The organism is Roseobacter cerffii (genome assembly GCF_054226325.1).
The window spans coordinates 3,551,828-3,565,213 of the sequence record NZ_CM135757.1; the positions used below are offsets into that span (position 1 = coordinate 3,551,828).

7 protein-coding genes are annotated in these 13,386 nt (G+C 63.2%); 3 read left to right on the forward strand and 4 right to left on the reverse strand.

Going from position 1 to position 13,386, the window contains the following annotated elements:
- Positions 1–61 precede the first annotated feature (61 nt).
- Complete coding sequence (locus ACVC7O_RS17210; protein WP_458323344.1) at positions 62–2,038, reverse strand: hypothetical protein; 1,977 nt, start codon at positions 2,036–2,038, stop codon at positions 62–64.
- 278 nt (positions 2,039–2,316) lie between these two features.
- Between ACVC7O_RS17210 and ACVC7O_RS17215 the strand changes: the two genes are divergently transcribed.
- Positions 2,317–3,300, forward strand: coding sequence for a TAXI family TRAP transporter solute-binding subunit (locus ACVC7O_RS17215; protein WP_458326110.1), 984 nt, complete (start codon positions 2,317–2,319; stop codon positions 3,298–3,300).
- 72 nt (positions 3,301–3,372) lie between these two features.
- Positions 3,373–5,418, forward strand: coding sequence for a TRAP transporter permease (locus tag ACVC7O_RS17220; protein ID WP_458323345.1), 2,046 nt, complete (start codon positions 3,373–3,375; stop codon positions 5,416–5,418).
- Positions 5,419–5,475: 57 nt separating this feature from the next.
- Here the strand turns inward: ACVC7O_RS17220 and ACVC7O_RS17225 are convergent, their stop codons facing one another.
- From ACVC7O_RS17225 to ACVC7O_RS17235, 3 genes are all read right to left on the reverse strand, one after another.
- A complete protein-coding gene (locus ACVC7O_RS17225; RefSeq protein WP_458323346.1) occupies positions 5,476–6,027 on the reverse strand; it encodes a VPLPA-CTERM sorting domain-containing protein in 552 nt (183 codons plus the stop codon).
- A 54-nt stretch (positions 6,028–6,081) separates the two neighbouring features.
- A complete protein-coding gene (locus tag ACVC7O_RS17230; RefSeq protein WP_458323347.1) occupies positions 6,082–11,367 on the reverse strand; it encodes an ExeM/NucH family extracellular endonuclease in 5,286 nt (1,761 codons plus the stop codon).
- 272 nt (positions 11,368–11,639) lie between these two features.
- Positions 11,640–11,864: a hypothetical protein gene (locus tag ACVC7O_RS17235; protein WP_458323348.1), complete on the reverse strand. Its 225-nt coding sequence runs from the start codon at positions 11,862–11,864 to the stop codon at positions 11,640–11,642.
- A gap of 767 nt (positions 11,865–12,631) precedes the next feature.
- Here ACVC7O_RS17235 and ACVC7O_RS17240 point away from each other — a divergent pair.
- Positions 12,632–13,384: a substrate-binding periplasmic protein gene (locus tag ACVC7O_RS17240; protein WP_458323349.1), complete on the forward strand. Its 753-nt coding sequence runs from the start codon at positions 12,632–12,634 to the stop codon at positions 13,382–13,384.
- Positions 13,385–13,386: the final 2 nt, after the last annotated feature.

The following is a 13,386-nucleotide window of genomic DNA, read 5'->3' on the forward strand; positions in this document are numbered from 1 at the left end:
TGCGCGCGCCCCCTCGATGGGGGCAAGCGCACTTTCCCCGGGCCCGTCCGGGCGGCTCCTCTCAGAACAGCCGGAAGCCGACCTTGTTCCACAGCCGGTCCCAGACGTGGAAATCCGTGAAATAGCCTGTGTGCCCCCCGGCAGGCACCGACCAGTTGCCTGCCAACCCCTCCACGTCGTCAATTGTCGTGCCGACGAAATCGTCGCTGCGGTGGATGTTGTGCCAGGTGAGGCGCGCGGGCATGTTCTCGAGCGGCACCTGGAAGAACTGTTTGAAGTACCGGCGATAGATGTGGGTGACCGGCGAGCCCATGGTGACCAGCAGCACCTTTGGCGGCTGCCCGCCGGGCAGCACCTCCTCGAGCTTCTGGATCTTCCGCTTCACCCATTTGTTCTGCAGCATCTGGGTGGTGATCACCGTGCCCTGCGAATGCGAGATAATCGTGATCCGCTCGGGCTTGAGCGCCTCGACCCCGTAATAGAGCACCCGGCGGAAGCGGGCGTCGATGGCATTGCGCTCTTGGAAATTAGGCCGGCGCTCGTCCACGGAGCTGAGCCATTTGCAGTTTTTCACCACCGCGTAGGTCACGATGTCCCGTACCACACCGAGGCCGCCTGCAACGAAGTTGGAGAAGTTGTAGATCAGCACGAAGAGACCGAGCAGCGCGGTCATCACATAAGGTGTCGCCGCGCGCAGACAGGTGACGGCGTGATCCATCGAGCCCGTCGCCTGCGCCAGAATACAGACCGCGTCCTCGTCCGGCGGGCCGCCGTGGTGCACATCATAGGAGATGAACACCGCGATCATCAGCAGGGCGATGAAAAACGCCCATTGCAACCCGATGTTCAGGATCACCCGCGAGGCCAGCTCGCTCTGCTTGTAGAGCAGCTGCTTGTTCATTATGCGAGCGATAAGCAGGACGATGCCCACCCCGGTTAACAGGATCAGCCCGAGAAAGGTCACCGACAGCGTGCCCATCGCCTCGTTCATAGGCCCCGCAAAATACTCGTCGAGCAAGTCGAGGCCGGTCGCCTCGGTGCTTTCCGCCGTCTTCTGCACCAGTTCGACAAAGCCCATCCAGATCGCGCTGGAGATCACCATCCAGAACATGATCATCGCGGTGCAGACGCTGGGATAGATATTGCGGTGCCGCCTGTCGCGGTCGGGCGTGATGTCTTCGCGCTGGAAAAGAAGCGTCACATAGCTCGCCATCGCCAGCACCACGACCGCCGCCCAGGCGACGCCGAGCGCTGCAACGCTGTATGTCACGAAGGCGGTCAGATTTGCAAAGGGATCCTTGGTGCCGGGCGCGCAGGTCACATGATCGCAGAAGTCGCCGCCGAAGACGCCATATTCCCACAAAAACAGCATCACCACCCCAAGAGCGGTCATCCCGCGCCCGAAGATCCGCACCAGATAGGTATTGGCCCGCGCCGCCGTTATGACCCCCACCGCGAGGGTCAGGGCACCGTGCAGGAAGAATACCCAGATGAGCGGAATATCCGTCCACGCCCGCGCGCCGCTGGGGGTGTTGCTGGGGATGATGTCGAGCGGGGTCACGTCGATCAGCAGCAGCCCTGCCCCCAGAGCCAGCATCGCATTTAGCGGCGCGACCAGGCCGTAGAAGAACCATGTGAAGAGATGCACGATCCCAATCGGGAACCAGCCGCGATTGTTCTCAACATTGTCCATGGCCAGATAGCCGAGGCCGAGGACCACCTTGAGCAGGTCAAAGATGGTGCGGAAAGGGCCCACGGGTGCGGGCGAACGGTCAGCCCAGTAGACCTCGGCAAAAAGCGTTTCATCGGTGCCCTCGACCGGGCGGACCTTGCGCAGATGCATCGGGAAGAGCTGTGCCTTGCGCGGGTCCCCGTCGAATTCCTCTTCGGAGAGCTGGATCAGGTCGCGTTCGACCACCACCGGCACCCGATCCACGCCGGGAAAGCGCGTTGTGGCCGCGCCGACGATCGCGTCAACCGTCTCGCCAGGTTTCTGTTCGCCAATGCCGTGAACGGTGAGTACTAAATGCCGCCCCATCCCAAATTCCAAAACATCTTAAACCAATAGCTCCCCTTACCATGATTCCTTGGTTTCGCCTATGAGGTGAACTTTGGCATCAAACGTGCCTATAGCGCGGCCTCTGACCAGGGGGCCGCGCGCTTGGCGGCAGGCCATCTGACGTTTGCCTTTGCCCCCGCCCCGACGTAGCGTCGGCGGACGTGAAAGGTGGAACCAAAGACCGGGGCCCGCAGCGGACACCCCCGGCTGTCACATGGGAGAGACATATGAACACTTCGCTTCGCGCCCTGAAGGCGATGGCCCTCGGGCTCGCCATCACCGCCGGGCTGGCTACGATCACCGCGGCGCAGGACATCAAGTTCTTCACGATCGGCACCGGCGGCACGGCCTATACCTATTATCCGGTGGGCGGGGTGATCGCGAATGCGATCTCGAAACCGCCAGGATCGCGCGAATGCGACGCGGGCGGGTCCTGCGGGGTCGAGGGGCTGATTGCCTCGGCGGTCTCCTCGCGCGGGTCGGTCGACAATGTGAACGCGATCATCTCGGGCCTGCGCAACTCGGGCTTTGCGCAATCGGACGTGGCTTATTGGGCCTATACCGGCACGGGCACGATGGAGGGCAAGGAACCCGCCGAGGACCTGCGCACCATCGCCGCGCTCTTTGAAGAGCACATCCACCTTGTGGCACTGGCCGATAGCGGCATCAATTCGGTGGCTGACCTGAAAGGCAAACGCGTCTCGCTCGATGAGCCAGGCTCGGGGACCTATGTGGATGCGAACCTGATCCTCGAAGCCAACGGTCTGGCGCTGGAGGATGTGACCGCCGAGGCGCTGAAGGGCAATGCGGCCTCGGAGGCGCTGCGCAACGGTAAGATCGATGCGTTCTTCGTGGTGGCGGGCTATCCCACCGGCTCGCTGGTCGAGCTGGCCTCGGCGGCCGAGATCAAGCTGGTGCCGATTGACGGTGCGGGCGCCGAGGCGCTGGTCGAAAAGTATGGCTTCTTTGCTGCCTCCGACATCCCCGAAGGCGCGTATGAGGGGGTCGGCACGACACCCACGGTGGCCGTGGGCGCGCAGTGGTTCACCTCGGCCAAGGAGGATGACGACCTGATCTACGAGATCACCAAGGCGCTGTGGAACGACAACTCGCGCAAGCTGCTCGACGTAGGTCACGCTAAGGGCAAGACGATCACACCCGACACCGCGCTGAACGGCGTGGGCGTGCCGCTGCACGCGGGGGCCGAGCGGTTCTACAAGGAAGCCGGCCTGCTGGAGTAAGCCAGCCGCAATGCACATCGCCCGGGCGCCGCGGGTGCCCGGGCGTCTCTCATGCCGTGCCGGGTGGGGCCGATGACATCAGACACAGACAAGACGCTGACGCCGGACGAGCTGGCGGAGATCGAGCGCAGGTATGACCCGGAGACGGCGGTTCGCACGACCGGGCGGCAACTGGGGTTCCTGATTGCCGCGGCACTGGTGGCGATGTCGGTCTATCATTTCTATGCCTCGGGCTTTGGCCTCATTCGCGAGCTTCTGCACCGTGGCATCCACCTCTCCTTCGTTCTGGGGCTGGTCTATCTGCTCTTTGGCTGGCGCGGCGCGCAGGGCACGGGGCTGGCCGCGCCTGCGTGGTACCGGCTGCAGGGCATCCCGCTGCTCGATATCGTCTTTGCCGTGCTGGCGGTGGGGGCCGCGATCTACCTGCCGCTGCTGCCACCCGCGATGGTGGCGGAGCGGGTTGGCAACCCCTCGCAGATGGATGTCTTCATGGGCACGGCGCTGCTGGTGCTGACGCTGGAGGCCACGCGCCGGTCGGTGGGGCCGACACTGCCGATCATTGCGCTTTTGTTCATCGGCTTTGCGATTTTCGGCCCGGCGATGCCCGGCGCGCTGAAGCATGGCGGCACGTCATGGCTGGGGCTGATCAACCACCTCTACATGACGAACCAGGGGATTTACGGCGTGGCCATCGGGGTGATGGCGCAGTACGTTTTCCTGTTCATCCTCTTCGGCGTGCTGGCGACGCGCATCGGGCTGGGGCAGCTCTTCATCGACCTCGCGATGGTGATTGCCGGGCGCTACTCCGGTGGCCCTGCGAAAGTGGCGATCTTCTCCTCGGCCTTCATGGGCACGATTTCCGGCTCGTCGATTGCCAACACGGTCACGACCGGCGCGCTGACCATTCCGGCGATGAAGCGCGTGGGCTACCCAGCGCATTTCTCGGGCGCGGTGGAGGCGACGGCGTCAACCGGCGGGCAGATCACCCCGCCGATCCTGGGGGCCGCGGCCTTCATCATGGTGGAATACCTCGAGATCCCGCTGCGCGATGTGCTGGCCGCAGCGCTCTTTCCCGCGCTGCTGCATTACTTCGGCATCTTCATCATGGTGCATCTGGAGGCGCGCAAACTAGGTCTGCGCGGGCTGCGGGCCGAAGAATTGCCCAAGGCGGCGCTTGTTTTAAAGCAACATTGGCTATCGATTATTCCACTTGGCATACTCGTCTACTTGATTTTATCCGGCAAAACACCGGACTTCGCCGCTGTTTACGGGATTATCGCCTGCGTTGTGGTCGGGTTTCTGAACCCGGTGAACCGGCTGACCCTGCGCGACCTGTGGGATGCGCTGGCGGCAGGGGCCAAGAACACGCTGGCCGTGGGGGCTGCAGCGGCCACAGTGGGGGTGGTTGTCGGGGTCGTGACCCTGACCGGTGTCGGCTTTCGGCTGGGCTATGTGGTGGTGCAGACAGCCACGGACATCGGCGCCTTTCTGGCGACGCTCTGGCCGCTGAGCTATTTTGCGGTCGAGCAATGGGCGCTCTTTGTCTCGCTGATCCTGATCGCGATGTCCTGCATCGTGATGGGCGCGGGTATCCCGACGACCGCAACCTATATCATCCTCGTCGCGGTCGCGGCCCCTGCCCTTGCGCAGTTGCAGGTGCAGCCTCTGGTGTCGCATTTCTTCGTCTTCTATTACGGCGTACTCGCCGATATCACGCCGCCGGTGGCGCTTGCCGCCTATGCGGCGGCGGGGATTGCGGGGTCGAACCCGTTCCAGACCGGCAACACCGCCTTCCGGCTGGGCATAGCGAAGGCGCTGGTGCCCTTCGTCTTTGTCTACGCACCCGCGCTGCTGCTGGTGGCGGAGGGCTTCACATGGGGGGCCTTCGCGGTGACGCTCACCGGGGCGATGCTGGGCATCGGCTGTCTTGGGGTCGCCTTCTCGGGCTTCCTGATCGCGCCGCTCAGCCGCTGGGAGCGGTGGTGGACCGCGCTGGTCTCGTTTCTCTTCATTGCACCGGGCCTCATCACCATGGTGATCGGACTTGCCGCGATGGCGCCCATCGTCGCGCTGCAGCTGCGGCGCAGGGCTGAGGCGGCCCCCTCCGGGACGTCTTAGATCGGCAAAAAAAGGCGACCCGCGCGGGTCGCCTTCACAACTTCGGCACGCGCCTGATCAGCTCTTGGCGCGACGGCGCAGGGCAACCAGACCACCAAGACCGGCGACCAGCAGCGGCAGCGATGCGGGCACCGGAACCGGCGTAAGGTCGGAATAGACCCGCGCGGTCACCGGCGCATAGAGGCCATCGTCTTCGGTTTCGTCAAGGAACGAGAACACCACCGTTGCGACCTCACCAAAAAGGCCACTGTCATCGCCCGACAGGCTGTCGAAGACGATGGTGAAGAAATCCTCGGTGGCGGTGCCGTCGCCTTCGGGATCATTGATTGTCAGCTCTGTGCTGACGACCGATGTGCTTTCCAAAAGGGTCGCGCCGCCCAGCGTGGAGATCAGCAGCGAGGCCTCGACCTCGGGGGTTGTGGTGTCTGCGCTCACCGCGACATCGATATCGTCAAAGTCCAGATCAAAGAAGTCGCCGAAAAAGCCCGTGGGGTCGCCATCGGTCACGAGGCCTTCGCCTTCGGCCTCGTACACCAGCACCGAGGCGGCCTGTGCGGAGATCGGGGCCAGAAGCAAAAAGCCTGCCGCAAGAGCATTGAAAAGTGTCATATCTAAAGTCCTTCAGAGGTAGAGGGCGCGGCGACAACCGCCGCGCCGAGAGAGTTATGCGATGTCGAAGACACCTTCATTGATGATCGTGATATCGTCCAGATCATCAATGCCGCGCAGGAAGATGCTGTCGCGATCCTCGTCGAGCTGCAGCAGCAGGTTGTCGCGCCCGAGGGTCCGCGCCGAAGCGATGACCGCGCCATCGAGGTCGAGCGTATCGACGCCGGCCTCGAAGTCGAGAATGCGCAGGCTGTCGCGCTGGCCCTCAAGGTCGGTGAAGACGAAGGTGTCCGCCTCGCCGCCACCGGTGACAACGTCGAGACGCCCGCCACCCGAGACGATCTTTTCAGCCGCATCGGTGCCGTTCAGACGGTCGTTCTTGTCGGTTCCGGCGATCACCAGCTCGCTGTCCCGCTCGAGATCGAGGCCCACGATGACCGGGTCATGGTCGGAGCCGCGCAGCGGGCTCGCGCCATCGAAGAGCCCCTGATCGGTCGGGCGCAGCGTGTTGGGGCTCGTGAACGTGTCATCGAGGTTGTAGTCGAAGAACACCGGCGTGTCGGAGTTGACGTTCCAGGTGGTGGCGCCGGTCACCTGATCACTCAGATTGCCGTTGGCGAGGATGTAATCCAGCGTGCCGATCTGGCCGCTGAAGCGGTAGGAATAGACGTCATCGCCTTCGAACTCCCGCGCCAGATCGGTGTAGCCTGCGGCCTCCAGCACCTGGATCGGGGTTTCGCGAGCATAGGCGTTGAGATCGCCGAGGATCATCACGTCTTCGTCGTCCACGCCGGTCGGGTTGGTGTCCAGCCACGCCGCAAGCTCCTTGGCGGCCTCTTCGCGGGTGGCGTTGTTGCGCCCTGCCCCGTCGCCCTGGTCCTGATCCTCGACCGCACCCGTGGGCGAGCCCTTGGACTTCAGGTGGTTGACGGAGGCGGTGAAGACCCCGCCGGTTTCGATCTCCTCGAAGCTTTGCGCGAGGGCCGCGCGGTTGAAGGCATCGCCGCCGCCGCCCGCACCCAGCGGGTCGAGGAAGGCATCCGTATCCAGGATCGCGGCATCGCCGACCAGCTTCGTGGTCGTGGTGTCATAGATGAAGGCCACCGCGATGGCGTCATCGCCCACGAACTCGGTGCCGGGATCGACGAAATCCCAGACCTCGGCGCCGAGCGTCGCGTTGATCTCGGCGACCAGCGTCTTGATGGCAAATTCGTCACCCGCGAAGTCGTTCTCGATCTCGATCAGGCCGATCACGTCGCTGTCCATGCCGATGATGGTCTGCACCAGCTTCTCGGTCTGGCGCGCGAGTTCCTCGGGGTTTTCGGCACCGCGGGCGTTTTCACCGTTGTCGATCTGGCCGCCGAGCGTGGTGAAATAGTTCAGCACGTTCAGCGAGCCGACCTTGTAGTCGCTTCCCACATCTTCAGGCTCGGTCGGGACCGGGTTGGTCTCCTCGTCGAGCTCGAAGTCCGAGCCTTCGGGCAGGCGCAGACGGAATTCACCAAAGTCGAAGTCCATGATCGCTGTGAGCCCGTCAACCGACTGGCCCATGCGCACACCGTCCACCGGGCCTTCGACAAGCGATCCATCCGGCAGGGTGATCGGGTCGAAATCCACCCGCTCGGTGTTGGTGCCGTCATCGATGGCGATGGTGCGGTTGGCCACCTCGTCCTGATAGGCGGCGTTGCCTGCCGCATCGGGGGTGTTGAGCTGGCTGTATTGATAGACCGGGCCATCGGATGTCAGCACGGCCCGTCCAAAGTCTTCATAGTCGAAGCTTTCCGAGAAGGTCAGCGCCTCGTCGATGGTCACCAGCATGCTCTCATAAGCTTCGCGGTCATCGACATCGGGCAGCGCGATGGACTGCGCCAGTGACATCGGATCGACGGCGCGCGGCTCTTCGACGCGAATCTCCTGCACCTGGATCGTGGTCTTGCCAAAGCGCTCGATCACGGTGCCGAGCACGCGGACCTTGTCACCGTCGTTCACGTCAGTGGTCAGATCGCCATTGCCCTCGAAGGCGAAGATACCTTCGGAGGTGGTCGCATCCGCGTCCTGGTCGGCGCTTTCTTCCATCAGGAAGAAGCCGCCCAGATCGCGGAAGCTGTCGGCGTCGCCGTTCTGGAAATCACCGGTCACGATGGCTTCGATCACCACCGTCTGCCCGACGAGCGCGCTGGCCGCGCCGCTGCCCTGGATGTCGCTGATCAGCGTGGGCTCATCGTCGATGTTGCCACCGCCGCCGCCCCCGCCACCAAGGCCGGTGCCTGCGGTCGGGACGTTCAGATCCCCACTGTTGAAGAAGTTGAGGATGCTGAAGTCATCCGGGCTGTCCGTATCGACGCCATCCTCGTTGCGGCGCACGCCTGCGGGCAGGAAGGTGCCATCGGGACCGACGGCAGGTGCGTCGAAGGAGGCGGTGTCGCCATCCGCATCGACGGTCGCCACGGAATCGACTACCACTTCATTGCCGGTGACGACCTCGCCCTGCAGGCTTGATGTCTCAACCAGCGCGAAGGTGGAGGAGCCGTTTTCCAGCGCGTCCGCAGGCAGCGTGATATTGGCCGAGACCCCATAGGTCGCCTCGGCGGTCTGGTTGGCCAGAAGCAGGAACCCATTGTCGCCCAGCACTGTGCCCGGCTCGAAGTCAAACCGGAAATTGATGACACCTGGGCCTTCATTTGCATCCGCGTCGTTTTCCACGGCGATCAGGCTCAACCCGTCGAGCGCGGCACCGGGGGTGCCAAAGAGCTCGACATACTCCGAGTCGGTGCCCGCGGTGCTGGAGAGCACCGCGTTGATCACCAAGCCATCGTCCGTCCCTTCGTCAAAGATGGTGTCATTGCGGAAGTTCAGGTTCTGAATGCGGGTGTCGCCGCTCGGGTCGCTGTCGGCCTCGGCAAAGGGTGCGTCGAGGTCGTCGAGGTACTCCGCCAGCGCATCCTGTTCCGAGCCGTCATCGGCGAAGCTGGCATCGCCCGTGCGCGGGGCGCCGTCCTGCGCCAGGTCAACGCGGTTGGTGCTTTCGCCCTCCGGGAAGGGGAAACCATCCCCACCGCCGGCGAGAAAATCCAGGGTCACGATGCGGAACTCCTGGGTCTCATCGCCGACGATCTCGCCATCTCGCACCAGCTCGGCGATCGAATTTCCGTCTTCATCAACGATTTCGGCGTTCTGGATCCGATCCCCGGCTGGCAGGTCGGGATCGAAAGAGAACTCGACGCCGGAGACCTGCGGGAAGCGGCCCGCCACTTCCGGCAGCGCGCCGACGCCATACTCCAGCACCTCGACCAGTTCGGCCTTGGTCAGCGTCAACAGGACCAGCCCGTTGTTGAAGGAGAGCGTTGTCTCGATGTCGTTCTGGCTGATGCCGCCTTCCGGCTTCACGAGGTTGCCTTCGCTGTCGCGGATCTCGCTGTTCGGCAGGCGGGTGGCTTCGGTATCGCCCGGAAGAACCACGGCCTCGCCGATGGACTCGCGGATGCCGCCACCGTTCTTGATCGAGACCACCACGGTCTCATCGGCGGCTTTCGCTGCGGCGAGGTTGGCGTCAGCGGTCAGATTGCCGAGATTGGTCTCCTGCGTGCGCACCCCGTCGGGGTCTCCATCGACACCGGAGCGATTGCCGTTCAGGAAAACATCGGAGAAGCCGAGCACGTTGGACTCGGTCTCGATGATGTACTCTTCGATGGCATCGGCGATCGCCTGGATTTCCGGGTCGATCAGGTCTTCGGCATCGAGATCAGCCACGCCCTGCGCGTCGGTCGCGTAGGCGCCTGAGACCTCCGGGTCGTAGGAGCCCGGGATGATGTTGCCATCCTCATCGAAGTCGATCACCAGACGGCCCACGTATTTGTAGCTGCCGTCGGTGTTCACCACTGCGGTCTGGGTGCCGCCTGCGTTCTCGATGAAGATCGGGTAGTCGCCCTGATCGCTGTCGCCATCGCGCGGGCGGTCGTTCTCGTCAAAGAGGCGGGTGTTGGAGCCGCCCGCGACGATCACATCCACATCTTCCAGTCGCGCGGCGAGCGCCTCTTCGATGTTCAGCCGCTGCATGTGCGACAGCAGGATGATCTTGTTCAGGCCGGGATCAGCGGCGAGCAGCGCGTCCACTTCAAGCTGGATCTGCGCGGCCAGAACATCGAGCTGTTCGGAGGTCGGGGTGTCGTCGAAGTCGCCGGGGAGTATGCCGAGGTCCCCGGGGCTGGAGATACGGCCCAGCGTCGGGGTGGTGGCCCCGACGACGCCGATTTTCTCGCCGCCGGTTTCCAGCACGACCGACGAGGTCACCGTGTTGCCCTGGGGTGCGCCGCCGCCTGCGACCTCGAGCGGTGCGAGGTTGGCGTCAGTGGAGAAGTCGAGATTGGCCGACAGATACGCAAACTCGGTGCCCTCGAAATCCGCGCCGAAGATGTCGCCCGGTGCGTCGCCGGAGATGAGTTGGGCCAGCGTCTCGGTGCCAAAGTCGAACTCGTGGTTGCCAAGCGCAATCGCCTCGATGCCGAGCTCGTTCTGGATCTGGATGTCGGCGATCCCTGCGGAGCCGAAGACCGCTTCGGAGGCATTGAAGAAGACACCCGGGATGATCGCGTCGCCGGAAGAGAGCGTCAGCGTGTTGTCAGGCTCCCCGTCATTGCCAATGTCTTGCGCGCGCAGGGCATTGAGCACGGCCGAGAGGTTGGGAGCGTCGACCACCGCCGCCGAGGAGGCCTCCTGGTCCGCGATGTGCAAAAGCTCCAGCGTGAAGACACCGCCCTCGCCATTGGTGGCTTCAAGACCGTCCACAAGCAGGTTGTCGATGCCGAATTCGTCGCGGGCGCCGCTGCCGTCCACATCATCGCCCTCCCAGCGCAGATAGACCGTGGAGTTGGCGGGCAGATCGGGCAGCGGCACCGAGACGACCGACCCGACAACGCCGTTCGCGTCCGGGGCACCCGCGCTTTCGAACATGTCGAGCGGAGAGAAAGTCACGCCGTCAAGCGAGAACGACAGATCGAAGGAATTGCTGCGCGCCTGGTCATTGTTGACGAGCCGCTCGAAGCTGACGACCACATCCGAGAGGTCGGTTGCGCCGCTGTTCAGCGCCAGCGTCAGGCTGCCGGGGGTGAAATCGCTGCCGCCGGGTTGCAGATAAAGCGCGTTGTCCCCCACGCCGCGGTTCAATGCATAGAGACCGCCGGTCGATACGCCACCGTCGGTTTCGCCGCGGGACAGATCACTGGCCGAGCTGAACCCTTCTACCGACCAGAATGCCGCGTCCAGTTGGCCAGAGATGGGCGTGTCCGCCACTCCGAGGCCCAGAAAATCATTGAAATCGTTCGCATAAATTTGACGGCGCATGTGAGAACCCATTTTTGAAACAAAGACTGTGGGCGCACACCTGCCCGTCAGGACAACGTGCTCCGGCACCCACTTCGCTCATTGGTAGTATCGATATGTAACGGGTTGTTAACGATTGCCCAGAATTTTTGCGCATATGCCCGGGAACGCGCGTGACCCCGCGCACCCGTATCGGCGCAACGCAGCACAAGGGCGCAGCACCCCTGCCTTCAGGTGGTGTGCATCTCAGGTGTTCTGGGGTCTAGAAGATCGCGCGCACCCGCACGCGCGGCTCAGTCGTCGCCCGCGGGGACGCTGTCCGCAGAGGTCAGATCGAGGCCGTAGGCCGTGCGCATCTGCTCGATGAAAGCGATGGTATCCGCGTCAAACGGGGACTTCCCTTCGAAGCTGTGAAGCAGGATGCCTTCAAGCAAATCTCCCAAAGACATCTCGTGTTGCGCGGCGACTGCCTTGAGAACTTTCAAGATGCGCTTTTCGATGCGAACACCGGTTTGCACGCGCTCTATCCTTTTATTCGTCATCCAGCCCTAACCGCACGCAGCTCCCCTGTTACAGGGTTGAAACGTAACAACTTCGTCACGGGCTGGAAAGAGTTGGTTACTACCCGGGGTTGGTCAAACGGCCCTTTTTTAAAGGAAAATCTGCACCATGATGCCGAATATGATCTGATAAGTTGTAGAGTTGCACGGCTGGGTTGATACTTTCGGTTTTGATCGTCTTTGTCCTTCGTGGTGGCGGAGCCGAGTCGCACCGCGGCCTGCCGCGCCCGAGTGAGACAGCAGGCCGGGGAGGCGGGCGCCCGCAAAGCGGTGCAGCCGAGGCTGTCCGATCCACGGGCGCCATGGCGTGGCATCGCCACATCTGCCGAAACGCGGCAACCAAATACATGTCTTCATACCGGTGCCTGCCAGGCTGCCCGCTCACGGGGATGGTCGGGCCAAGATCGAGGTCGATCATGACGGCCTGCACTTTCATGGCGCTCGAGATAGGCGATTGCGACGGGCGCGGGAACCCAGAGTCCTGCAAGCTGGACATGCAGGGATGCATGGCCCCTGATCCGCCGTGTTTCGGGCCTTCACATCACGGATCACTGCGGGTGATTTCGGGGGGCGCGCGTGCCCTGAAACACACCTGAAGACTTTCCTAGCACAGCGGATGCCGCGCCCACCGCTTCGCAACTCTTGGCCGTTATGCTTCTACCCTTGCTTGTAAAAAAACCGTTTCCATGCGCACAGTGCGATGTCCGTAGGTCACGGGGGGATCGATGCCGTCTTTCGCAAACCACCTGCTTGCCAGCCTGATGCTGGGTTTGGCCCTGCTGACCGGCCCGCTGGCAGCACAGGACAAGCTGATTGTCGTGGCGGATGAATGGCCTCCCTTCTCGGGCGACAGCCTGCCGGGCCAGGGTATCTCGATCGATGTGACGCGCGCGGTCCTGGAACGCGCAGGCTTCACCGTCGAGACAGCGATTTTGCCGTGGTCCCGGGTCGTGAGCGGCGCGAAGGCAGGAGAGTACGACGTGGTCACCAGCCTGTTTCTCGACGCCGAGATGCAGCAGGCACTGACCTATTCGGACCCGTTCTTCAAGACACAGGTCAAATTTGTCCGCCGCAAGGGCGCGCCGATCCGCTTTGACGGGCTCGAAAGCCTCACGCCCCATGTGATCGCGGTCGGCACCGGGTTTCTCTATGAGCCAGAGTTCGACAAGGCGGATTTTCTCAACAAATTCGAAGTCACCACGACACTGCAGGGCGTCCAGATGGTGGCCGCAGGCCGGGTCGACCTGACGCTCGACAGCACCCATGTGGTGGCGCATTCGATCCTGACGGGCGATCCTGATCTTCTGGAGCAGATCGAGTTCATCGAGCCGTCTCTGGCGGAACAGGAGATCCACATGGCCGTGTCCAAGCACCGGCCCGATCACGCGGATATCGTCGCGGCCTTCGATGCCGCGCTGTCTGACATGCAAGCGGACGGATCACTGGCGGCGCTGCTGCAGAAACATGCCGTGGACTGACC

What these genes read in the sequence shown, in the direction of transcription:
- ACVC7O_RS17210 (WP_458323344.1), bottom strand. Translation starts at nt 2,038, where the DNA reads ATGGGGCGGCATTTAGTACTCACCGTTCACGGCATTGGCGAACAGAAA.
- ACVC7O_RS17215 (WP_458326110.1), top strand. Translation starts at nt 2,317, where the DNA reads ATGGCCCTCGGGCTCGCCATCACCGCCGGGCTGGCTACGATCACCGCG.
- ACVC7O_RS17220 (WP_458323345.1), top strand. Translation starts at nt 3,373, where the DNA reads ATGACATCAGACACAGACAAGACGCTGACGCCGGACGAGCTGGCGGAG.
- ACVC7O_RS17225 (WP_458323346.1), bottom strand. Translation starts at nt 6,027, where the DNA reads ATGACACTTTTCAATGCTCTTGCGGCAGGCTTTTTGCTTCTGGCCCCG.
- ACVC7O_RS17230 (WP_458323347.1), bottom strand. Translation starts at nt 11,367, where the DNA reads ATGCGCCGTCAAATTTATGCGAACGATTTCAATGATTTTCTGGGCCTC.
- ACVC7O_RS17240 (WP_458323349.1), top strand. Translation starts at nt 12,632, where the DNA reads ATGCCGTCTTTCGCAAACCACCTGCTTGCCAGCCTGATGCTGGGTTTG.